This window comes from Frankia sp. AgB1.9, assembly GCF_016786355.1.
GTDB lineage: Bacteria > Actinomycetota > Actinomycetes > Frankiales > Frankiaceae > Pseudofrankia.
Map to the genome: position 1 here is coordinate 34173 of NZ_JADWYX010000037.1, position 22264 is coordinate 56436.

At 68.8% G+C, this 22264-nt stretch carries 19 protein-coding genes and 1 pseudogene; 11 read left to right on the forward strand and 9 right to left on the reverse strand.

Features of this window, described 5'->3' with window-relative positions; all coding sequences use genetic code 11:
- Positions 1 to 23: 23 nt before the first annotated feature.
- From I6A60_RS16795 to I6A60_RS16805, 3 genes are all read right to left on the reverse strand, one after another.
- Positions 24 to 923, reverse strand: coding sequence for an SDR family NAD(P)-dependent oxidoreductase (locus tag I6A60_RS16795; RefSeq protein ID WP_203013969.1), 900 nt, complete (start codon positions 921 to 923; stop codon positions 24 to 26).
- A 118-nt stretch (positions 924 to 1041) separates the two neighbouring features.
- Entirely contained in the window at positions 1042 to 1827 is a 786-nt protein-coding gene (locus I6A60_RS16800; protein ID WP_203013971.1) for an SDR family NAD(P)-dependent oxidoreductase, read from the reverse strand.
- Complete coding sequence (locus I6A60_RS16805) at positions 1824 to 2336, reverse strand: nuclear transport factor 2 family protein (RefSeq protein ID WP_203013973.1); 513 nt, start codon at positions 2334 to 2336, stop codon at positions 1824 to 1826. The genes I6A60_RS16800 and I6A60_RS16805 overlap by 4 nt, the downstream gene beginning before the upstream one ends.
- A 292-nt stretch (positions 2337 to 2628) precedes the next feature.
- Between I6A60_RS16805 and I6A60_RS16810 the strand changes: the two genes are divergently transcribed.
- Entirely contained in the window at positions 2629 to 3360 is a 732-nt protein-coding gene (locus tag I6A60_RS16810) for a hypothetical protein (protein ID WP_203013976.1), read from the forward strand.
- 22 nt (positions 3361 to 3382) lie between these two features.
- Here I6A60_RS16810 and I6A60_RS16815 read toward each other — a convergent pair whose 3' ends face one another.
- Positions 3383 to 3982: a helix-turn-helix domain-containing protein gene (locus tag I6A60_RS16815; protein ID WP_307873725.1), complete on the reverse strand. Its 600-nt coding sequence runs from the start codon at positions 3980 to 3982 to the stop codon at positions 3383 to 3385.
- Between the two features lie 240 nt (positions 3983 to 4222).
- Between I6A60_RS16815 and I6A60_RS16820 the strand changes: the two genes are divergently transcribed.
- A complete protein-coding gene (locus I6A60_RS16820; protein ID WP_203013982.1) occupies positions 4223 to 5197 on the forward strand; it encodes an alpha/beta hydrolase fold domain-containing protein in 975 nt (324 codons plus the stop codon).
- A gap of 244 nt (positions 5198 to 5441) precedes the next feature.
- Positions 5442 to 5816, forward strand: a pseudogene (locus I6A60_RS44045) (PAS domain-containing protein); the annotation flags it as partial.
- Positions 5817 to 5989: 173 nt separating this feature from the next.
- Here the strand turns inward: I6A60_RS44045 and I6A60_RS41745 are convergent.
- Positions 5990 to 6142, reverse strand: a complete 153-nt coding sequence (locus tag I6A60_RS41745; RefSeq protein ID WP_238435590.1) for a hypothetical protein — start codon at positions 6140 to 6142, stop codon at positions 5990 to 5992.
- A 566-nt stretch (positions 6143 to 6708) separates the two neighbouring features.
- On the opposite strand from I6A60_RS41745, the gene I6A60_RS16830 reads away from it, so the two are divergent.
- Together I6A60_RS16830 and I6A60_RS16835 are read left to right on the forward strand one after the other, a co-directional pair.
- A complete protein-coding gene (locus I6A60_RS16830) occupies positions 6709 to 8127 on the forward strand; it encodes a bifunctional diguanylate cyclase/phosphodiesterase (RefSeq protein ID WP_255544995.1) in 1419 nt (472 codons plus the stop codon).
- A gap of 295 nt (positions 8128 to 8422) precedes the next feature.
- Complete coding sequence (locus I6A60_RS16835) at positions 8423 to 9649, forward strand: ABC transporter substrate-binding protein (protein WP_203013990.1); 1227 nt, start codon at positions 8423 to 8425, stop codon at positions 9647 to 9649.
- A 132-nt stretch (positions 9650 to 9781) separates the two neighbouring features.
- Here I6A60_RS16835 and I6A60_RS16840 read toward each other — a convergent pair whose 3' ends face one another.
- From I6A60_RS16840 to I6A60_RS16850, 3 genes are all read right to left on the reverse strand, one after another.
- Positions 9782 to 11005, reverse strand: coding sequence for an ABC transporter substrate-binding protein (locus tag I6A60_RS16840; protein ID WP_307873726.1), 1224 nt, complete (start codon positions 11003 to 11005; stop codon positions 9782 to 9784).
- 441 nt (positions 11006 to 11446) lie between these two features.
- Entirely contained in the window at positions 11447 to 12088 is a 642-nt protein-coding gene (locus I6A60_RS16845; protein ID WP_307873727.1) for a TetR/AcrR family transcriptional regulator, read from the reverse strand.
- Between the two features lie 68 nt (positions 12089 to 12156).
- Positions 12157 to 12987 carry a TIGR03619 family F420-dependent LLM class oxidoreductase gene (locus I6A60_RS16850; protein WP_203014159.1) on the reverse strand — a complete coding sequence of 277 codons (831 nt, stop codon included), beginning with the start codon at positions 12985 to 12987 and terminating at the stop codon, positions 12157 to 12159.
- A 347-nt stretch (positions 12988 to 13334) separates the two neighbouring features.
- On the opposite strand from I6A60_RS16850, the gene I6A60_RS16855 reads away from it, so the two are divergent.
- Entirely contained in the window at positions 13335 to 14840 is a 1506-nt protein-coding gene (locus tag I6A60_RS16855) for an AMP-binding protein (RefSeq protein WP_238435592.1), read from the forward strand.
- A 67-nt stretch (positions 14841 to 14907) separates the two neighbouring features.
- Here the strand turns inward: I6A60_RS16855 and I6A60_RS16860 are convergent, their stop codons facing one another.
- Positions 14908 to 15588, reverse strand: coding sequence for a TetR/AcrR family transcriptional regulator (locus tag I6A60_RS16860; protein ID WP_203013996.1), 681 nt, complete (start codon positions 15586 to 15588; stop codon positions 14908 to 14910).
- A gap of 294 nt (positions 15589 to 15882) precedes the next feature.
- Between I6A60_RS16860 and I6A60_RS43580 the strand changes: the two genes are divergently transcribed.
- The 5 genes from I6A60_RS43580 (at position 15883) to I6A60_RS16885 (ending at position 22230) form a co-directional block, all read left to right on the forward strand.
- The gene (locus tag I6A60_RS43580) at positions 15883 to 17094 is read left to right on the forward strand and encodes a cytochrome P450 (protein ID WP_203013998.1); all 1212 of its coding nucleotides are present in this window, start codon (positions 15883 to 15885) and stop codon (positions 17092 to 17094) included.
- A 43-nt stretch (positions 17095 to 17137) separates the two neighbouring features.
- Positions 17138 to 17935: a crotonase/enoyl-CoA hydratase family protein gene (locus I6A60_RS16870; protein WP_203014000.1), complete on the forward strand. Its 798-nt coding sequence runs from the start codon at positions 17138 to 17140 to the stop codon at positions 17933 to 17935.
- A 22-nt stretch (positions 17936 to 17957) separates the two neighbouring features.
- The gene (locus tag I6A60_RS16875; RefSeq protein ID WP_203014002.1) at positions 17958 to 19517 is read left to right on the forward strand and encodes an AMP-binding protein; all 1560 of its coding nucleotides are present in this window, start codon (positions 17958 to 17960) and stop codon (positions 19515 to 19517) included.
- Between the two features lie 48 nt (positions 19518 to 19565).
- A complete protein-coding gene (locus I6A60_RS16880) occupies positions 19566 to 21011 on the forward strand; it encodes an aldehyde dehydrogenase (protein WP_203014004.1) in 1446 nt (481 codons plus the stop codon).
- A gap of 106 nt (positions 21012 to 21117) precedes the next feature.
- Entirely contained in the window at positions 21118 to 22230 is a 1113-nt protein-coding gene (locus tag I6A60_RS16885; protein WP_203014007.1) for an NDMA-dependent alcohol dehydrogenase, read from the forward strand.
- The last annotated feature ends 34 nt before the right edge of the window (positions 22231 to 22264 follow it).

Here is a 22264-nt window from a genome sequence, read left to right on the forward strand (position 1 = left end):
GGGGATTATCGGCACCGTCGGGTTCAGCCGAGCAGCTGGGCGGGGACGAGCTGGTCGAGCTCGTCGAGGGACCACGGCGGCGACGTGCTCGGGTCGCCGCGGAAGATGGAGCGCACCTCCTCGTAGTCCGACCACACGCTCACCTTTCCGCCCCTCGCGTTGAACACGCGGCCAGTGACGTCCGAGGCGGCATCCGTGCACAGCCACGCAACGATCGGCGACACGTGCGTCAACGGGCCCGGGCCGGCCTTGGCCGCCTCGAACATCTCCTTGGTGATCTTGCCCTCCCGATACGCCTGTTCCATCTGCGGGATCACGACCTGGGACAGGCGCGTCGTCGCTCCGGGCGCGAGGCAGTTGGCGGTCACGCCCCTGCCCCGGTAGTCGTTGGAGATGCCCTTGATCAGGGAGACCACGCCCCCCATCGCCGCGGCGAAGATCGGGTTGCCGACGGTGCCCCGCGCACCCTCCGACGTGGCGGCGATGAAACGTCCCCACCCGCGCTCGGCCATACCCGGGACGGTCTCCCGGGCGAGCCAGAACTTCTGTGAGAGGTAAAGGTCGATGAACCGGTGGTAGCTCTCGTCCGACGCGTACAGGTCGCCCGGCAGGATCGCGCCGGCGCAGCCGACGACGATGTCGACCGGGCCGAACGCCTGCTCGGCGATGCTCACCGCATGGGCTACCCCGTCCGACGTCGCGACCGAGTCATAGCTCGCCTCCGCCTTGCCTCCAGCGGCCCGGATCTCCTCCGTCGTCGCGTCGGCGGCGGACGTGCTCTGCCCCTCGGCGAACTCGCTGGTCCCGAGGTCGTTGACGACCACCGAGGCACCCTGCGCCGCGAGGGCGAGAGCGCACGACTTCCCCACGCCGTTCCCGGCGCCGGTCACCAGTGCGACTTTGCCCTTCAGCCGTTCGCCCATCCAACTCACCTCAATCTCGGGCGGCTGCTCCGCTGCCCGCTTCGAATTCGCACTAGGAGAGTTCCGACTTCGCGCCGCCAGCGCCCGCTTCTCGGCGGCCAGCGCAGAGGCCTTTCACTCAGCCGAGCATGACGCCGCCGGCGTCGACGATGATCGACTGTCCGGTGATGGTGCGGCTTTCGTCGCTGACGAGAAACAGCGCGGCGTTGGCGACGTCGGTGGTCGAGGAGATATCGCGCAGCGCGGTTCCCGACAGGACGGTGGCTCGACGATCGTCGTAGTCGATGCCCTGTTCGGTGGCGGTGCGTCGCACCCAGTTCTGCCAGAGTTCGGTGTCGATGCTGCCGGGCACGAGGCAGTTGCAGCGGATCCCGTACTCGCCGACCTCGTTCGCGACGGTCTGGGTGAAGGCGCGTAGCGCTGTCTTCGCGGTGACGTAGTGGGTCTTGCGGGGCATCCCGCGGAAGCTCGCCGTCGAGGAGAAGTTGAGAATAACGCCGGTGCGGCGCTCCATCATCGACTGCTTGAGTACCTCACGGGTGCACAGCATCGCCGCCGTCACGTCGATGCCGATGGTGGCGTTCCAGTTCTCGAGGGTCTGCTCCCAGATCCAGGTGTCCTTGCCCGGAGCAGCCGCGTTGTTGCACATGATGTCGACCTGCCCGAACTCCGCCACCGCGCGGGCGACCATCGCGATCACGTCGCCCTCGTCGGTCACATCCGCGCGCATCGCGAGGGCGTCCGGCCCGCAGGCGGCCGCCGCCTCCCGCACGAGTTCCTCCCGGCGGGCGGTGAGCAGCACCTTCGCTCCCTGCTCGACGAAGAGCTTCGCCATCACGGGCCCGAGGCCGGTACTGGCACCGGTGATGATCGCGACCTTGCCGGCCAGGCGTCCGGCGGTCATCGGGCGATCGCCCCGAGCAGCTCCCGGACGGTGCCGGCGAGCAGGTCCCTACCGGCGCCGGTGTCATCGAGCAGCCGATTGGTCCGGCGTCGCACCGCCCAGCCGCCGTCTTCACGGGTCAGGTCCCAGCGTGCTGCGCTGACCCGCCACAGGTAGTACCGCCCGTCCGCACTGTCGCGGCGCATGATCAGCGAATAGGTGATCGCGGTCGCCGTGTCACCGTCGACGTCGACCAGCGGCGGCCCCGCCACGTGGGCGACTCCAGCCCGGACCAGACCCTGGTGCCCGTCCGTCCGCAACATCGCCGCCACGGCGGCCCGGCCCTCGTGGGGCGCGCCGTTCGCGTCCCAGTCGTAGACGCCGTCCTCCCGCCACACCGACGCGGCCACCTCGGCCAGCCCCGCGTCCGCCGCGGGACCGTACGAAAGGATCAACCGCCCGATCGCACGCTCATCCTCGACAGCACGTAACCGGGCCTCCAACGCGGCAAGATCTTCCGCGACACCCACGAGCACCTCCTCATCCCGCGGCGGCACCAACCGCCGCTCAGACCGACTCCTCCGTCCGGCGTGGGCCTCGAGACGAAGCCCGCGACGGGAGCGGTCCGTCATCGGCCGCAGGCAGGGTCGAACTTGCATATCGACGTCAACATTGATGTTGGGTCGCGATGTGGGCCTGTCCACGGCCCGCGAACGGAGCGTACCTGAGGATCGGACAGTCTTGCATGCGTGTCCGATCCTCGGACATGATGCGCTCGCGTGGCGGCCCGCGCCAGCGGCACGGAGAGCGGAGGTAGCCCGGGTGATCAGAGTGAAGGCGGCATTCTTCAGCGCGACGGGTCCAGCGCCGGAGGGGGACGACGGCAGCTATCTGCGCTGGCACCTGCTCGACCACATGCCCGAGCAGTACCAGCTACCCGGACTCGTGTACGCGACGCGGTGGACCACCGACAGCGCCTACCTGGGCGCACGCATCGCCGGCACCGGCCCGCTGGCGGACGTCGCCAACGTCGTGAACTACCTCGTCGGGGACCCCGTCCAGCAGACCCACGACGACTTCCTGGAACTCGGCGTACGCCTGGCCGAGGCCGGACGCTTCCCCATTCGCCGGCCATCGCTCCAGCTGCGACTGCTCGCGCTGCTGCGCTGGTACGCGGCGCCGCGCGCTCTGGTCGCCGCCGAGGTGGTGCCCTTCCGGCCACATCGCGGCATCGCCCTGATCATCGAGGAGCCGGCGTCCGACGACGTCTCAGACTGGCTGCGATGGCTGCACACGCAGCACTACCCGGAACTGCTCCAGGTGCCGGCCGTCGCCGGCGCCTGGCAGTACGGGTCGACCGACTTCTGGCGGCTCAACCCCGCTGCCGACGGCCCGCCGCAGTTCGTCACCGTCGTCTACCTCGACGACGATCCGCTGACGACCGTCAAGCTGCTCGCTCCGATCATCGAGCAGCGGTGGGCGTCAGGAGCCGTACGGCCACTCTTCGCGGGACCACTGAAATCCATGATCCAATGGGATGCGTGGACCAGCTGACCGTCCTACGTCCAGGCCCGGCCTACCGAGCGGCTCGCCAGGGTCGCTCGACCCCGGGAAGAAGTCCGGGCACCACGTAACGCTCAACGAACTCCCGCTTCGCCCCGTCCGAGCGCTGCGCCCACGGCGGGCCCAGCAGGAGCAGCGCCACGGTGTTCATCCACCGGCTCGTCTCCCGAAGATCCAGATCCGCCCGGAGCTGGCCCTCCGCCCGCCACTGGCGCAAGAGGGGACCCAAATGCTGGTGAAACGCATCGACGACAGCCTCGGAGCGCAGCTCCAGCGAGGTGACCATCCAGCGACTGTCCGTCGAGAACAGTGCCTCGTTGAGCGGATCACCCGCCACGAGGCCGACCGCATGCATGATCAGATCGACGACGGACCGGGCCGCGTCGTCCGGATGCTCCAACATCCCGAGCACCCGCCGCATCCCGGCGTCGATACGACTGAGAACCACACCGAGGACCAACTCGTCGCGGGACCTGAAATACCGATAAACCGTGGACCTCACGACCGCGGCCTCTTTCGCCACCTCGTCCACCGTCAGCCGCGTCGTTCCCCGCGCGACCAGAATCCGCGCCGCCGCCGCCACCAGGCGACGCCTCGCCTCATCGTCATCCACGAGCGCCGTCTCGCTACCCCACCGCACCCGACCTTCCGGACTCAGCCCGCTGGCAGTTCTGGTCTCGTCGGACGGCACAGCGTCCGACTCTACGGAACCCCACACGGGCAGTCGTGTGCTCACGACGCGACACGCATCGCCCGCAGCCACCCCCGGGCACTGCCCGCTGCGACTGGGGTCTTGACGATCAGGCCGCAAGATCATTAACCGAGCAATCGGCGTTCCAGACAGGAGAATTGGGTGACCCCGATCGAAGGCCTTCCGTCGCTACACCTCCCGGCGCGAGACATTCCCATTCCGTCGTCGGTCAGCGCCGAGGCACGAGCGATCCTTGCCGCGCCTCGGCAGGCAGCAGCCGCCTATCCGCCGCCTGACGATGTGCCCGCCTGGAAGGCGATGATCGCCGCCCAGGACGCGGCGGTGGCGGCGATGGTGGACAGCCGGCCGGTCGACGCCGCGGTGACCGTCGAAGACGCCGAGTTCGACGGCGTTCCGGTCTACGTGGTCACCCCGCCTGGCGCCACCGAGGGCCGGGTCTACCTGGAACTGCACGGCGGCGCGCTGATCCTCGGCGGTGGCCTGATCTGCCGGGGGATGGCTGCACGTACCGCGGCCCGGATCGGGGCTCAGGTCTGGTCGGTCGACTACCGGATGCCGCCCGACCATCCGTACCCGACGCCGCTGAAGGACTGCGTCGCCGTCTACCGAGCACTGCTCAAGGACCACCGGCCCGAGCAGATCGTCATCGGCGGCGGTTCCGCCGGCGGCAACCTTGCGGCGGCGCTGCTGCTACGGGCACGCGACGAGGGTTTGCCACTGCCGGCCGCCCTCGTGCTCAACACGCCGGAGGTCGACCTCACCGAGTCCGGCGATTCCTTTCAGACGAATCTTGGCCTTGACCCGGTGCTGCAGCGAAGCCTCATGCCGGTAAACCTGCTCTACGCCGCCGGTCACGACCTGACCGACCCCTACCTCTCCCCGCTGTTCGGCGACTTCACCAAGGGCTTCCCACCCACCATGCTCACGACCGGCACCCGGGACCTGTTCCTCTCGAACACGGTGCGGCTGCACCGCGCGCTGCGCGCCGCAGGCATCAGGGCCGACCTGCATGTCATGGAAGCGGCCGGCCACGGAGGCTTCCTCGGCATGGCCCCCGAGGACACCGAACTCGACCGCGAGATCCGCCGCTTCGTTGACGCCCACTGGGCAGACTGAAGCCTCGCCGCAAGACCCGTACCGAGATCCAGGAACTGGCGGAGTCCGACCTCGGCGGTGACGGGCAGCCGGTCGGTCCGGCCGTGGATGGACCGGTAGCGGGTTCCCGCCGTCCCGTGGCCGCGCCTGCTGGAGTGTCACCCCGATCGGCGCGGAGATGCTCCCTGATCAGGGTGACGAGTGCGCAGACGGGTAGAGCGAATTCTGCGCCCTCGCATGCCGAATGTGCGGGGATTGCCACCGAATGGGTGGTGATGACACGGTGAGATCGGAGAACGGGTTTCCGCCTGCCGATCTGTTCGATCAGATGCAGATCGGCCTGGCGATCATCGGCGACGACGGTCACCGTGTGATAAGGGTAAATCCGGCCATCTGCCGGGTCCTCGGCCGCAGCGAGGCGGAACTCGTCGGGGCAGTCTGGGACAGCTTGGTTCACCCGGACGATCGGGACCCGCAAGGGAAGGGTGGCGGGCTCCACGCGGCCTCGATACCGTCCGGCGGACAGAAAGTCGTCCGATTCGTACGACCAGACAAGTCTCTGGCGCAGGTTCTCGCGACATCGGCGCCTATATCCTGCGATCGCGGACGCAAACCCTGTCGTATCGTCCAGTTTCAGGACGTCACCCAGGAGATGGCCTCGTATCACCATCTCAAGCTGCTGCTCGACAACACCCGAGTCGTCCTAACCCTCATTGACCGCCATGGCCGCAGTGTTCTCAGCGAGGGAGCGCAGGCGAGAGGCGAATACGCGCACCGGCGATCGATCGCCCGGTGGACCTCCATCCTCGAGGCCTACGCCGAGTTTCCCGAGCCGATGGGGCTGGCCCGCGAGGCGTTGGCTGGCAGGCCAGCCTCGGGCGTGTACGAGGCGGCCGGGTTGTGGCTGGACAGCCACGCTGTGCCGATCTTCGGTGCGGACGACACCGTGGATTCGGTCGCGATCATCACCACCGACGTGACCGAGCGGGAACTCGCCCTCTCCCTGCTGCGTGCCCAGTCCGCCGGGCAGGCGATCGTCGCCGAGCTCGGCCGGTACGCGCTTGACGACCCCGAACCGGCCAGAGTGTGGCGTCGCGCCGCCCGAGCGATCCGGGAGCATCTCCAGGCCGATCGGGTGACACTCCAACAGACGCGGCCACGGGACGGCGGGAGGCCGCTCGTCGTGAGCGCCGACGCGGGCTCGGCGCGCTCACGCTGCCCGCCGACGCGCCCCGTCGTGGCTCGTGCGCCCGCTCTCGGCGGAGCGGCCGCGCCGGATCAACCTCGCTCCTCCTCGCCGTTGTCCCGACCGGTGGGACGGCCGGACGACCCCTGCGCCACACTCACCGTCCAGCGCGCCGCGCCCGACGCCTTCACCGCTCGCGAGGTGGAGTTCCTGGAGGCCGTCGCGACCGTGCTGGCGGCCGCCGACGCGCGGTTCCGCGCCGAGGGACAGGTACGCCATCAGGCCGTGCACGACGGGCTGACCGGCCTGCCGAACCGGACCGCCCTGCTCGACAAGCTCAACCGCGCTGGCCCGCGTTCGGCCGGGACGAAGCGTCGGACTGTTGTTCCTCGACCTCGACGGCTTCAAAATCATCAACGATTCGCTCGGCCACCAGGCCGGGGACCAGCTTCTCCGCGAGGTCGCCGACCGGCTGCGAGCGGCGGTGCGCCCCTCGGACACCGTCGCGCGCCTTTCCGGAGACGAGTTCGCCGTACTCTGCGGCAACGTCCGTACGCTGGCGGCGGTCCAGGGGGTCGCGGACCGGATCGTCGCCCGCCTCGCGGTCCCGGTGGTCCTCGCCGGCCGGCCGGCGACCGTCACCGCCAGCCTCGGGATCGCGCTGTCGGGCCTGGGACCGTCGGGCGACAGCGACCCGGCCGGCGGCCTTGACCCGGCTGGCAGCCTGGGCCCGACCGGAGCCGACGGTCTTCTCCGCGCCGCCGACCTCGCCATGTATGCGGCCAAGCGCCAGGGCCGCGGCCACATTGCGCGCTTCGACGAGAACATGCGGTCCGACGTACGAACCCGCCTGGGCATCGAAGGCGATCTTCGCGAGGCACTAGCCCGCGAGGAACTCCGGCTCTGCTACGAGCCGCTGACGACCACGACCGGCGACGTCGCCGGCGCCGAGGTACTGATCCGCTGGCACCACCCCGACCGCGGGCTCCTCACCCCTGAGGTGTTCCTCCCCGTCGCCGACGAGACGGGGCTGACTGCTCCGCTCGGCCGATGGGTCCTCGAGACAGCCTGCCGGGAGGCCAGCCGATGGCCCCCACGGCCGCCGGACGCACCCACACCCCGCCTCGCGATCGGCGTCTACGACCGCCAACTCCACGACGAACGCTTCGTCGCGGACGTCCGCGCGGTCCTCGACGCCACCAACACCGAACACCGGTACCAGCTATGCCTCGAGATCGCCGAGAGCGCGCTCCCCCGCGACGACACAGCCGGGGAGGCGACTCTGCGCACGCTGCACGAGCTCGGCATCACCGTCTACCTGGACGACTTCGGGTTCGGGCCCGTCTCGCTGAACCGCTTGTGCGAGCTGCCGATCGACGGCGTGAAGACCGACCGACGACTCGTCGCCGGCCTGACCAGCAACCCAGCCGATCACGCCCTCATCGTCGCCGTCATCCAGCTCGCGCATGCCCTCGACCTCACCGTCATCGCCGAAGGCGTCGACACCCCCGACCAGGCCTCCGAACTCGACCGCCTCCACTGCGACTTCGTCCAGGGCTCGTACCTCGCGCACCCAGCCAGCCATGACGCTCGGCCGCCGCATCAGCCGCGCCACGCAGTCACAGGTCAGCTGAGCGCGAGCGATCCGGAGTTAAAGGCCAGATCGCGTCAACACAGCAGGTGTCCCCGGCGCTGGGCCACGCCGCTCAGCCGGCCCGGGAAGGGCGCGTGTTCCGGCCGGGACTGCACGCCTTTCGCGACCTGAACTGGCCCATTGTCTCGGCGAGCGGGCACGCGATATGGTCCCCGAGATCGAGGTTGACGTCGACATTGACGATAGATGGTCGACGTCACCTGTCGGCAGCGACGGTGGGGCAGCGACGGCGCAGTGCGTCCGCGCACGCCTTCATGCCGCTGGGGGCGCTCCCGTGCGTTCGGCGCCGCCCCGCGTCGCTCAGGCCGTGACAACGCCATCCGAAATCGTTCACGGATGCGAGACGGCGACGACATCCCAGCCAGGACTGAGGAGAAACATGACCAGGGGTCGAGGTAAGTGTCAGGTGTCAGCGACGACCGCGGCGCTCGCATTGGCGGCCGTTGCGGCAGGATGTTCATCCTCGGCGGCCAACGGCGCCAACAGCTGCGTCTCGCCGGGCGTTACCGCAAAGCAGGTGAAGGTCGGCTTGCTCTACCCAGACACAGGCCTTGTGTCCAACGGTCTTTTATCCGTTCGCGCCGGGGTCACCGCCCGTATCGGCCTGGCAAACGCCTCCGGCGGGGTGCGCGGTCGTCAGATCATGCTGGTTCCTGAGGACGATCACTCCGATCCGGAAGCCAACCTGTCCGCCGCACGCCATCTGGTGGAAAAAGACGGTGTCTTCGGCATCGTCGAGGAAACGGCGGTGGCCTCCGGCTCGGCCTCATATCTTGACCAACAAGGCATTCCGGTGACCGGGCTGGCGGTCGAGCCCGTATGGGCCGAACGGCCGAACATGTTCACCGACGTGCTCCCCTTCAACGGCCCGGCCGTCACCACGTTCGGCCTGTTCGGCAAACAGCAGGGCGCCACACGCGCATTCGTCCTCCAGGACACGAGTCTGGCGACATCGCAACGGGTGACGTCCTCATTCGCCGCCAGCTTCGCGTCGCAGGGCATCGCCCTCGTCGGCAACGCCGACTACTCAACGAACACGTACAGCGCGGATACGATCGCCAAACAGATCATCGCCGCCAGGGCCGACGCGATCATCGGCGGAGTCTCCGCATCGAGTCTCGCCCAGATTCTGGTGGCGGCCCGGCAGAGGGGCGCGCAGATCAAACTGACTCTGGCGCTCAGTGGCTACGACCAGCGGCTTGTTCAGCAGTACGGCAGCCAGGTTGCCGGCATGTCCGTTCTGCTGACCTACGCACCGTTCGAGTCGAACTCACCGGCACTTGGCGCCTACAGAACAGCGATGGCCGCCTATGCCCCCGAGCTCGTTCAACCGGACGACACGGTCGCGCTTACGGGCTATGTGACCGCCGATCTGTTCCTGCGTGGACTTGAGGCCGCCGGGCCCTGCCCGACCAGGGCGGCGTTCATCCAGGCGCTCCGTGCCGTGACGGACTATCGCGGGACCGGGCTACTCCCAGGACCAGTGGACCTCCGGAAGGAGGCCGGTGGTTCCCAGACGTGCTACTACTTTGTCCAGGTCAACAGGTCGGGCACCGGCTTCGATGCCGTCCGGCAGAACGACGGTCCGGGCGACGGCCAGTGGTGCGGGAAGGAACTTCCCGCGACGGGGTAGGGCAGGCTGGAGGTGGCCGCGGCGCGGTTTCGTCAGTCGGGCGGCGGCGGGACCACCGACCAGAAGGCCGGGCGACGGGAACCGGCGGAGGCGGAGGCCCCTGGCCTCGCCCCGCCGGCTCCCGCCTTCCGATCAGTTCTCGATCGGCGTCGCGCCCACGAGCTTGTAGGTTCCCGGGTCCCCCTTGGCGTCGAGGACCGAGACGATGCCGCCGCGTACACAGGTTGACGGCGCACTGGGATCGGCCTTGCCGTTGCACCGGAAACCAAGCCCCAGCGAGCCGGGAATCTCGCGTTCCGGCATCTTCTTGAACGTGGCGATCACGGACTGCGCGGTGACGTCGCCGCCGATGCCCTGAAGCGCTGTCTGGAAAGCGGAGACCTCGGTGAAGGCGGTCATACCGATGGCCCGGCTCGTGTCGATTCCGTTGCCATAGGCCTTCGCCACGGCGTTGTAGAGCCGTGTCGAGGGATTGTCCTCTCCGATGGGCACGTTCGCGGAGATCGTGATTCCCTTGAGCTGGTCGCCGGGCACGGCCTTGCGGGTCGCGTCCGTGATACACGCCGAGATGGCGGAGATCGGGCCGGTGTACCCGACCGCGCGCAGCCCGTTCAGGGCGCTGATGCAGAACGAGTCGTTCCCCAGGATGTAGACGAGCCCAGGGTCGCCGTGGGTGAGGTTCTGCATCTGCGGTGTCATGTCCGCGGTCCCCGGCGGGACGGGGACGACATTGAGAGCGATGCCGGCCTTCTTGAACAGCGCGGGCGCGGTGTTCTTCAGTCCGTCCAGCGCGGCCGGAACATCGATCACGATGTAGCTGACCTTCTTGAGGCCGGCGGCCTTCGCCTGCTGCAGCGGAAGGTTGATCGCGCCGAAGTTTCCGTCCGAGATCGTGAAGGTCGACTCGGTGTCCCCCATCATCGCCTGGTTGACGCCGGCGTAGACGAGCGTGGGCACGTGGGCCGCGTGCAACGGCTCCCAGATGCTCGCGAGCACGGGAGACGCCCCGATGATGACGGCGACGACGTTGTCCTCCACTATCTGGTTCGCGCAGTCGGCAGCCCTGCTCGGGTCGGCCGCGGATTCGCAGGTCACCAGCTCGATGGGCCGCCCGCCGATCCCCGACCTGCGCTCGTTCAGGTACTTCACGGTCGCCTTGGCGACGTCGAACTCGATCGAGTTGTCGGCGATCTGGCTCTTGCCGTCCGAGACCAGCCCGACCCGCACCGGAGCGCCCGACGCACGCGCGATCGGGCCGAGCAGGTCGTTGGCACTCGCGGAGGCCTGCGGGCTCGCGGGCGTCTTGTCCCCGCCGCTGCCGCAGGCGGCGCCGAAGACGAGCAGCGCGGCCGCCACGCCGGCCGCGGCGCCTAACCGGCGGCCCGACGGGCGCCTACCTAATTGCCTTCGGAGTGGACGGTCTGGCGAGATCTCGTCTCTCACGGCACCTGCCTCGTTTCTGTGGTGGTCGTCTTCTGGCGTCGCCGAAACGGCTGTCGGCGGTAAAAGGAGGGGAGGAACGCCGGCGGCGCGGCATTTCCGGATGTCATCCGGCGGTCACGGGGCAGGTCAGTGCCGTCCGGCATCGCCCGACCGAGCCGAGGGCAGGTGGCACCGGCGTGGCTCAACCTGCCCTGGCCCACGTCGTCGCCGTGACCTCTCTGTGCGTCCGGCTGACGTGCTGGTGACGGTAGCCATCTTCGAGTATGACGTCAACATTGACTATTGACCCCCAGGGATCGCCGACGCCTGGGCCTCGATCCCGGGTGCGCCACCACTGATTGCTCTTGCTCTAGCTCATTCCCGGGCTGGGACGAGGGCACGGACCAGGTAGCGGTCGAGGAACTCGCGCTTCGCCTGCGACGACAGCTCGAGCCACGGCGGCGTCATGAGCGTGATGGAGACCAGGTTGATCCACCGTGTCGTCTCGCGGAGGTCGAGGTCTGCGTGCAACTGCCGATCGGCCTGCCACCGCTCGAGCAGCGGCGAGATCTGGCGGTGCATCGCGTCGACGATGGGTTCGGAGGCGTACTCCAACGCCGCGACCCATGATCGGCTGTCGGCGGAGAAGAGCGCCTCGTTGAGCTGGTCACCACCCACCAGCCCGATTGCCTTCAGGATGAGCTCGGGGATCGACTGGGCCGCGTCCCCGGGCGATCGCAGGGAACGCACCACGGCGCCGAGTCCGGAGTCGATCCGGCTCAGCAGCACGGCGAGGATGACCTCCTCGCGCGTGCCGAAGTACCGGTACAAGGTCATGCGTGAGACGCCGGCCTCGGCGGCGATGTCCTCGGTCCGGATCTTCGCCGTGCCACTGCGGGCGATGCATCGCGCGGCCGCCGCGATCAGGCGGCGGCGGGCCTCGTCGTCGTCGCCGAGCGCGCTGCCGGTCCCCCATCTCGTGCGCCGATTCGCTCCCGCGGGCGTTGCTCCGGTCACGGCAACGATGCTACGGACGGGGCCCAGGCGGCAGATCCTCCCGACCGGGTTGCCGGCTGCCGGCCCCATCACCGGTCCACCAGGTCGGCGTTCACCGCGGCGAGCGCCTCGATGAAGTCGAGGTATTCGCCGAGGGTGTCGCACGCGTGGGTCACCGCCACGACGGTCGCCCCGGCGGCCGCCGTGGCGGCGAGGATGTCCTGGGTCTGGCGGGGTTCCCTGACGGGGTCCAGCCCGCCGGCGGGCGGGAGCACCACGGTGAAGTCGGCCGGCAGCTCGACCTGGCGCAGCCACTGTTCGGCCTGTGCCGGCTTCACGGCGAAGGGGCACCAGCCGTCGCCGAGCGCGGCGGCTCGGCGCAGCGAGCGCAGGGTGCGGCCGCCGACCCAGATCGGGACGTGCGCCTGCACGGCACACGGATCGACGACCAGGTCACCGAAAGCGTAAAAGTCGCCCTGGTAGGACGGCTTGGATGCGGACAGCGCGGCGCGCAGGGCACGAAGCGCGTCGTCGCTGCGGGGCCCCCGGTCGTCGTAGGGCGCGCCGATCAGGTCGAACTCTTCCCGCAGCGTCCCGACGCCCACTCCGAGGATCACCCGGCCGTCGCTCACCACGTCCAGCGTCCCGTAGCGCTTGGCCAGCTCGAGCGGGTGGTGGTAGGGGAGAACCAGGACGTTGGTAGCGAACCGGATCCGACGGGTGCGGGCGGCGAGGTAGCCGAAGGTGGCGAGCGGGTCCCAGTAGCGGGCGCCGCGGCGGGCGAGCTCGGCGGCCGGCAGCGCGATGTGCTCGCTGCACGTCAGGTGGTGATAGCCGAGCCGGTCGGCCGTTTCGGCGACCCGGGCCACGTCCTCGACCGACGCCGACTCCTCCCAGGCCCCGTGCGCCCCGGGGGTCATCGTGACGACCGGTGTGCCAATTGCCAGCTGCACCTTCACGAGTCCTCAGCCTTCGCGTAGCTACTGCGTCCCGCAGGAGTAGACGGTCTGGTCACGGTCGCGTCCGTCGGCACGGGTCCGAGGGTCGTATCGCCCGCGTGATCCAGCGCCGACGCAGGTGGCTCCTGGCGGCACCTCCTAGGCATACTCGGCCCCGGCGTGACATGTGACGGTACGCTAATGCTGTAACATCTCGTCTGGCAAGAGCCAGCCAGCCGCCCTTCCATCGGGTGCCGCCAGGGCCGGCCCCCAGCGGCGGATCACGGCGTTCGAGCTGTTGACGAGTCTCTACGTTGACGTCAATCTCGATGTCAACCGAGCGTGAGATTCCCTGGAGCCCGATAGGAGACAGCCTCGTGGAGTCCGAGGTAAGCAACGCACGCCGCATCCGGCAGCTCGCCGAGGAGCACCCGGACGAGATCGCGCTGCGGCACATCGCGCTGGACGGCGGCGAGCCGGCGTTCACCTGGGAATGGCTGGACCGGCGGTCGAGTCAGCTCGCCGCCGCGCTTCTCGCGCGCGGACTCGACGTGGGCGACAACCTGGCCCTCGGACTGCGCAACACACCCCAGTTCGTGCTGGCCGCTCTGGCGGCCTGGAAGGTCGGCGCGGTCCCGATCCCGGTGCGCTGGGACGTTCCCGACTGGGAGCTGGCCCGCATCCGGGAAGTCATCGCGCCACGGATCTTCCTGGGCGCCGCCGACCTCTCATGGATCGACGCGACGGAGAACGACCCCGTTCCCGACCTGCCCGACCGGGTCTCGCCACAGGTGAACGGCATCTGCAGCAGCGGATCGACCGGTACACCGAAGGTGATCCTGACCAGCCGGCCGTCGGTCTACGACGCCAGGCTGGCGACACCCTTCGCCCAGTCGTGGGGACCGGTGCCCCTCCCCCAGACGATCCTCGTGCCCGCGCCCATGTACCACGCCAACGGCTTCACGACCCTGCACAACCTGCTCGGCGGCGACCGACTGGTCGTGATGGAGAAGTTCGACGCGGCCCGCGTCGTCGACGTCATCGAACGGCACCGGATCAGCACCTTCACCGCCACCCCGACGATGCTGCAGCGGATCGCCGACCTGCCCGGCATCGAGAGCCGCGACCTGTCCAGCCTCGACTGGTTCATGCAGGGCGCGGCGCCCATGCCGGCCTCCCTGGTGCACCGGTGGGCGGGCCTGATCGGCGCCGAGAAGATCGTCATGGCCTACGGCATGACCGAGGGACTCGGACTCACCGCGCTACGCGGCGACGAATGGATGACCCACCAGGGCAGCGTCGGCCGCGGCTACGCCGGCACCGAGGTACGCATCCTCGACCCCGAGGGCACCAGGCTGCCCGCCGGCGAGATCGGGGAGATCTACCTGCGCTCGACCTCGTCCCGCGGCTACCAGTACCTCGGCAACGTCGCCCGCATGAAGGCCACCCCCGACGGTTTCCAGACCGCCGGTGACATGGGCTACCTCGACGCCGACGGCTACCTGCACCTCATCGACCGGCGCGTCGACCTCATCATCACCGGCGGCGCCAACGTCTACCCCGCCGAGGTCGAAGCCGCCCTCATCGACCACCCCGCCATCGCCGACATCGTCGTGGTCGGGCTGCGCGACCCCGAATGGGGCCGCCGCGTCCACGCCATCATCGAACCCGCCCACTCCAGCGACCCCCCAGCCGCGGCCGACGTCATCGGGTACGCCAAAAGCCGCCTCGCGCCCTACAAGGTTCCGAAGACCATCGAGATCGTCGACGCGATCCCCCGCAGCGAAGCCACCAAAGTCAACCGCGGCGCCCTCGTCGCGGCCCGTGGCGGCTGAACACCGCAGCCGCACTCCCCCACATCAGCCAGGAGCCCGAGCTGAGGCACCTGCCATCCAAGGATGCTCAGGGCAGGACAGGCCGCGGGCCGCCCTGCCTTGCCTCGTCAGCTCGACTCGGATCGAGGTGAGCGGTTGCCGGGACCGTCGGACCGGCAGACAGCGCCGGCCCGATCCACCGCCGAAGGAACCTGCGAAGATCGTCGCCGGAGCGCGGCTGCTCCAGTGGCGCGATGACCATCGACTGGATGATCCGTAGCAGGAACTCTACGAGTTCGTCGAGCGCTCGGTCGTCGTAGCCGAGGGCGGCCCAGTCGATGCGGGTGTCCACGAGGATCATCCGGCATCGGGCGATGGCGGTCGACGTCAACATCTGGCGACTGAAGAGCTCCGCCCGTCCGCTGGTGAGCAGCAGCGTCAGGAACAACTCGTTCGGCAGCTGCTCGATGACGTAGGCAACCGCCTCGACAACCATGTCGATCGGGCTGTACGCCCTTGCGACGACCGCCCGCGTACGCGCGACCCAGTCGTCGAGTGCCAGCTCGGCGACGCCGCCGAACAGGTCCTCGGTGCTCATGAAGTAGCGGTAGATGGTCCGCCGGGTGATGCCGAGCTCAAGCGCGACGCCGGACAGGGTGGTCCGCGCTGGTCCTTCCCGCTCGATGCACTGCACGGCCGCGTCAAGGATGCGCCCGCGCGCCTCGCCGTCGTCTCTGGGCGGGGAGCCGCCCCAACCCCTACGCCCCAACGTCGGTTGACTTCCCCAGCCGCATGGGCTAACTCTATCTCAAGTTACAAACTTCCGATCATGTGCAATCAGGAACGGTCGCGCGTCCTGGCTCCGCGTGACCAGGTCGCCCGTCACGACGCACCCGTTCGAGTCGTGGCGAGCCGCCGGGTCGTCGCTTGGCCAGCGCCGAACCGCTGCCAGGCACGGAGCGGTGACGGCAGCCGACGTCTCGACCGGCGCTCGGGCGCAGGCGCCGCAGGCGCGGAGCCGCGGCTGCACGGTCCAGGGCACGGACACCGGCATGGAGGGTGAGTGGACAGCATCGAGGACCGCATCGATCTCGTGGACGGCGCGTTCTGGGGACGCAACCCGCACGACGAGCTGGCCTGGCTTCGGGCTAACGCGCCCGTCTGGCGGGACCCGCGGACCGGCGTCTGGGGGGTCGCGACCTACGACCTCGTCAAGTACGTCTCCACCCGTCCGGAGCTGTTCAGTAACGCGGGCGGGATCCGACCGGACCAGGATGCCGTGCCGATGATGATCGACATGGACGACCCGGCGCACTGGAAGCACCGGAAGCTGGTGAACAAGGGGTTCACCCCCAAGCGGGTCGGACAGAAGGAGGCGTCGATCCGCCAGATCGTCGACGTGATCCTCGACGGCGTGTGCGAGCGCGGCACCTGCGACCTCGTCCAGGACATCGCGGCCTGGCTCCCGCTGATCGTCATCGCCGACGAGCTGGGAGTCGACCCCGCCGACCGCGCGCAGCTGCTCCAGTGGAGCGAAGACATGATGGGGGCTCTCGGGCAGCGCGACGAGGAGGCGATGCAGCGCGCCGCGCGGGCCGGGATGGGTTACTACGCCTACGCCCAACGCGTCATCGACTCGCGGCGTGAACGCCCGACCGAGGACCTGATGAGCATCCTGGTGCATGCCGAGGTCGACGGCGACCGCCTCGAGGACAGCGAGATCATCAGCGAGTCGCTGCTGGTCCTCAACGGCGGTGACGAGACGACGCGCCATGTCATCTCCGGCGGGGTCTACGAGCTGCTCCGCGCGCCCGCCAACTGGGAGGCGCTCCGCCGCGATCGAGCCCTGATCCCCGCGGCCGTCGAGGAGATGCTGCGCTGGGTCAGCCCGATCAAGAACATGGCCCGCACCGCGACCACCGACCTCGACCTCGCCGGCCAGCGGATCGCCGCCGGCGACACCCTGCTCCTGCTCTACCCCTCGGCCAATCGCGACGAGGCGGTCTTCAAGGAGCCGTTCAGGTTCGACATCCGCCGCAGCCCGAACGAACACGTGGCCTTCGGCTTCGGCGCGCACTACTGCCTCGGAACGAACCTCGCCCGCCTCGAACTACGCGTCGTACTCGACCGACTCCTCGACCGGATGCCCGACCTCGCCCTGGTCAACGCCGACGAGCCGAAACACCGGGCGGCGAACTTCGTGAGCGGCTACGAGAGTGTGCCCGTCCGTTTCACTCCTACCCGGCCGCTCGGTGTCCAGGCGGTCCATCAGTGACGGCGCCGTTATCCGTCTTCGAGGACGCGGAAGGGGAATTGCCATGTCGCAGTTGCTAGTCGAGCGTGACGGCGCGGTCCTGCAGCTCACGTTGAACCGTCCCAAGCGACTGAACGCGATCACGAGCACGATGCTCGCCCGCATCGTCGACGCCTGCGCCGAGGCCAGTGCTGACGACGACATTCGCTGCATCGTGATCACGGGAGCCGAGGGGAACTTCTCGGCGGGCGCCGATCTGCGGGCGATGGCAGGTGACCCGGATGACGAGGGTGCCGCCGACCTCGCCCAGCGGCGGATCGTCGACCCGAGGTACGTCGAGCGGGGCTTCCTGAAGATCGGCCGACCCCCGAAGCCGATCATCTCGGCCGTCGAGGGGGTCTGTATCGCTGGTGGAACCGAGATCCTCCTCGGGACCGACATTCGCGTCGCCGGTCGTGGTGCCCGCTTCGGCTTGTCCGAGGCGCGCTGGTCGCTGTACCCGAACATGGGCTCGCCGGTGCGCCTTCCCCGGCAGATCTCCTACACCAAGGCGGCCGAGATCCTGCTGACCGGTCGGCACATCTCGGCCGACGAAGCCGAGCGCATCGGCCTGATCGGCCGCGTCGTCGACGACGGCGAGGCGCTCAGCGCGGCGCGCGAGATCGCCGATCAGATCTGCGCGAACGGCCCGCTCGCCGTGGAGGCGATCCTGGCCACGATCCGGGAGTCCTCGGGCCTGACGGAGGACGAGGGATTCGCGCGGGAGCTGGAGCGAAGCCGCGCGGTGTTCGCGTCCGAGGACGCCAAGGAGGGTCCGAATGCGTTCACCGAGAAGCGAACTCCGAATTTCCGGCGTCGATGACCGGCGTGGAGAGGATGTCGAGATGAAGGACTTATACCGGCCGATGTTTCTGCCTGATCTCCTGATCAGGGCGCTGGAGAGGAACGGTGACCGACCCGCGGTCAACATCGGCGACGAGACGCTCTCCTCCCAGCAGACGCGCGACGCGATCAGCCGCTATGTGCAGGCTTTCCGTGCCCGAGGCCTGGAACAGGGAACCGGTGTGGCGACGCTGTCGAAGAACCGCGTCGAGGTGCTGTTCTCCATGGGCGCGGTCATGGTGTCCGGGTGCCGGAACACCGCGCTGCATCCGCTCGGCTCGCTGGAGGACCATGCCTACGTTCTCGAGGATGCCGGTATCGGGGCACTGCTGTTCGACCCGGCTTTCTCCGATCACGTGCGAGAGCTAGGCGAACGCCTTCCCGGTCTTTTGCTGCTCTCCTACGGCGAGGCACCTGTCGGCGAGGACCTGATCAGCCTCGCGGCGACGTTCGCGCCAGCGCGGCTCGTGGCTCCTGCGGTGGATTCCGAGGACATCTCGGCCCTCGCCTACACCGGTGGCACGACCGGCAGACCCAAGGGCGTGATGGCCACCTACCGCAGCAGCGCCGCGATGGCGCAGATCATGATGTCGGAGTGGCAGTGGCCCGCCGAGGTCCGCCACCTCGTGTGCACCCCGCTCAGTCACGCCGGTTCGTCGATTTTCGTGCCGTTGCAGCTGCAGGGCGCGGTGATGTTCGTGTTGCCGACGTTCGAGGCAGGCGCGGTGCTCGAGGCGATCGAGCGCCACCGCATCACGACCGTCATGCTCGTCCCTTCCATGATCTACGCGCTTCTCGATCACCCGAGGTTCGCGGAGACCGACCTGTCCAGTCTGCAGTCGGTGTATTACGGCGGGTCGGCGATCTCGCCCACTCGCCTGCGGGAAGCGGTCGAGAAGATGGGACCGGTCTTCGTCCAGTTCTTCGGGCAGACGGAATGCCCGATGACGGTCACTGTGCTGCGCAAGGAGGAGCACCTCACCGACGATCTGGCGCGGCTGGCGTCCTGCGGCCGGCCCGTTCCCTGGGCCCATGTCGCGCTGCTCGACGACGACGGCAAGGAAGTAGCCAAGGGCGAGCCCGGCGAGTTGTGCGTCCGCGGCCCGCTGGTGATGCGAGGCTACTGGAACAAGCCCGAGGAGACGGCCCAGGCGTTAGAGGGTGACTGGCTGCACACCGGCGACGTGTGCCGCGAGGACGAACAGGGCTTCCTCACGATCGTCGACCGCAAGAAAAACATGATTGTTTCGGGCGGGTTCAACCTGTTCCCACGCGAAATCGAGGACGTGATCTCCAGGCATCCTTCGGTCGCCGCTGTCGCTGTCGTCGGTGTCCCGGACGAGAAATGGGGCGAGGCGGTGAAGGCGGTCGTGGTCGCCCGGCAGGGGAAGGCCGTCGACACCGCGGAAATTATCGCCCTGGTGAAACGGCACAAGGGTTCGCACCACGCGCCGAAATCGATCGACATCGTCGATGCGATCCCGGTCAGCCCGTTGGGAAAACCAGACAAGAAGGCTTTGCGCGCCCGTTACTGGGCCGGTGCCGAACGGCTTGTCCACTGAGCACGACCGTGACCCGCCGACGTTGGCCCGCCGGGTGAAAGAGGAAGCATGAGCGTCACGAAGGACACCCTGTACATCGGCGGCGAGTGGGTGCGATCCCACGGTTCCGCAACGATCGAGGTCATCTCCCCGCACACCGAGGAGCTGGTGGCGACGGTGCCGGGGGCCGATGCGGGCGACGTCGATCGCGCCGTCACCGCTGCCCGGCGGGCCTTCGACGAGGGCCCATGGCCCCACACCTCGCCGAAGGACCGCGCCGAGGTGATCCGCGCCATCAGCGCGGCCATCAAGGCCCGGGCGCAGGAGTTCGCCGACACCGCGACCCGGGAGATGGGGTCACCCAACGGGTTCGCCCTCATGGGCAACGTCTATGCGTCCACGCTCGTACTGGACGGGTTCGCTGGCCTGCTCGACACGTTCGCGTTCGAGGAACAGCGGCCGGGCCTGCTGGGGATGTCCCGGGTCGTGAAGCATCCGGTCGGGGTGAGCGCCGGTATCGCGCCGTGGAACGTACCGCTGTTCATCATCGCGATGAAGCTCGGTGCCTGTCTGGCCGCCGGTTCGACCATGATCGTGAAGTCGGCGCCCGAGTCGCCGCTCACCGGCTACCTGCTGGCGGAGGTGCTCGACACGGCCGGGCTGCCGCCTGGTGTCGTGAGTGTGATCGCGGCCGGCGCTGAGGCGAGCGAGGCACTGGTCCGTCATCCCGGGGTCGACAAGGTGTCGTTCACCGGCAGCACCGCCGTCGGCCGCCGGATTGGCGCCATCTGCGGCGAGCACCTCAAACGCTGCACGCTGGAGCTCGGCGGAAAGTCGGCCTCGATCATGCTTGAGGACGCCGACCTGTCCAAGGCCATTCCGGAGCTGCTCCCGGCGGCGTTCATGAACAGCGGGCAGGCGTGCGTCGCGCAGACCCGGGTACTCGTGCCCCGCAGCCGCCACGACGAGGTCGTCCAGGCACTCGCCGACGCGATAGGCGCCATCAAGGTCGGCGACCCCGCGGACCCGGAGACGTTCGTGGGCCCGCTCGTGGCCCAGCGCCAGCGCGCCCGGGTGGAAGGCCTCATCCAGGCCGGGGTGGACGAGGGCGCCCGGCTGATCTGTGGGGGTGGCCGGCCCGCGCACCTCGCCCGCGGCTGGTACGTCGAGCCGACCCTCTTCGCCGACGTCGACAGTCGCATGCGCATCGCGCAGGAGGAGGTCTTCGGCCCGGTGCTGTCGGTGCTGCCCTACGACAGTGAGGACGAGGCCGTGCGCATCGCCAACGACTCGCCTTATGGGCTCTCGGGCTCGGTCTGGACCAGCGACGTCGAGCGCGGGACCGCGCTGGGCAGGCGGGTGCGCACCGGCACGTTCGCGGTCAACTCCGGCGCGGTGATCGACCTGCTGAATCCTTTCGGCGGTTTCAAGCAGTCAGGGCTCGGCCGTGAGCTCGGCCGCGAGGGCCTCGAAGCCTATCTCGAAACCCAGACCATCATTCCGCCCGCAGGCTGAGCGGACAACCTCGGCTAAGGGCGCGCCCCTGCCGCGGAAACACCTCGAACAGCTGGATCGAAACACAGTTCCGGCTTCGATTTCGCATTGGAGTAACCAAGCTTCCATGAAGACGCGCGCCGCCGTGATGTGGGAAACAGGCCAGGACTGGACGATTGAAGAGGTCGACATCGACACCCCCGGGCCGGGTGAGGTAGTCGTCGATATGAAGGCCTGTGGCATGTGTCATTCCGACGAGCACGTGCGCACCGGTGACATGCCGGTGCCGCACTTTCCCTTCATCGGCGGCCACGAGGGCGCCGGCGAGGTCATCGAGGTAGGTGCCGGGGTGACCGCCGTCGCGGTGGGTGACCATGTGGCGCTCTCCTTCATGCCCGCGTGCGGCCGTTGCGCGTGGTGCGCGCAGGGAATGTCCTACCTCTGCGACGAGGGCGCGAAGCTGTTCAACGTCGGGATGATGGCCGACAACCGGATCGCTCACCGCATCGGTGACAGGCCACTCGCACGGTTCAGCCAGCTCGGTGCGTTCAGCGAGAAGCAGCTGCTCTCCGAGCAGTCGGTCGTCAGGGTCGACCCCGACGTCCCGTGGCACGCGGTCGCGCTCGTGTCGTGTGGCGTGGCGACCGGCTACGGCTCCGCCGTCGACCGGGCGGGAACACAGCCAGGCGACGTCGTGGTGATTGTCGGCGTCGGCGGTGTCGGCATCTCCGCCGTGCAGGGCGCGAGTCTCGCCGGCGCCTCGCGCATCATCGCCGTCGACCCGTTGGCGAGCCGCCGCGAGGCGTCGAAGACCTTCGGTGCGACGGACACCTTCGCGTCGATGGAACAGGCGCTGCCCGCCGTCGCCGAGATCACCCGAGGCGCCATGGCGAACCGCGTGATCCTGACCCCGTCGACCCTGCACGGCTGGATGATCGAGCCAGGGCTCCAGCTGACCCGCAAGGGCGGTGTGTGCTGCCTGACCGGGGTCGCGCCGATGGCCGAGAACGACGCCAAACTCAATGCGTTCACGTTCGCCATGATGAACAAGACGCTCGTCGGCTCGATCTACGGCAGCAGCAGCCCGCGTGAGCGCATCCCTTTCCTGCTCGACCTTTACAGGCAGGGCCGGCTGAAGCTGGACGAGATGGTCAGCAGGACCTACACGCTCGACCAGGTCAACGAGGGATACGCCGACCAGGCCGCCGGCACCATCATTCGGGGCGTCATCACCTTTTAGAACTGGACGCCGGGGCGTGAGCACGTCGCCGGCC

What these genes read in the sequence shown, in the direction of transcription:
- I6A60_RS16875 (WP_203014002.1), top strand. Translation starts at nt 17,958, where the DNA reads ATGAAGGACTTATACCGGCCGATGTTTCTGCCTGATCTCCTGATCAGG.
- I6A60_RS16880 (WP_203014004.1), top strand. Translation starts at nt 19,566, where the DNA reads ATGAGCGTCACGAAGGACACCCTGTACATCGGCGGCGAGTGGGTGCGA.
- I6A60_RS16855 (WP_238435592.1), top strand. Translation starts at nt 13,335, where the DNA reads ATGTCAACCGAGCGTGAGATTCCCTGGAGCCCGATAGGAGACAGCCTC.
- I6A60_RS16850 (WP_203014159.1), bottom strand. Translation starts at nt 12,987, where the DNA reads ATGACCCCCGGGGCGCACGGGGCCTGGGAGGAGTCGGCGTCGGTCGAG.
- I6A60_RS16800 (WP_203013971.1), bottom strand. Translation starts at nt 1,827, where the DNA reads ATGACCGCCGGACGCCTGGCCGGCAAGGTCGCGATCATCACCGGTGCC.
- I6A60_RS16795 (WP_203013969.1), bottom strand. Translation starts at nt 923, where the DNA reads ATGGGCGAACGGCTGAAGGGCAAAGTCGCACTGGTGACCGGCGCCGGG.
- I6A60_RS16885 (WP_203014007.1), top strand. Translation starts at nt 21,118, where the DNA reads ATGAAGACGCGCGCCGCCGTGATGTGGGAAACAGGCCAGGACTGGACG.
- I6A60_RS41745 (WP_238435590.1), bottom strand. Translation starts at nt 6,142, where the DNA reads ATGATCGCGACCGAATCCACGGTGTCGTCCGCACCGAAGATCGGCACA.
- I6A60_RS16870 (WP_203014000.1), top strand. Translation starts at nt 17,138, where the DNA reads ATGTCGCAGTTGCTAGTCGAGCGTGACGGCGCGGTCCTGCAGCTCACG.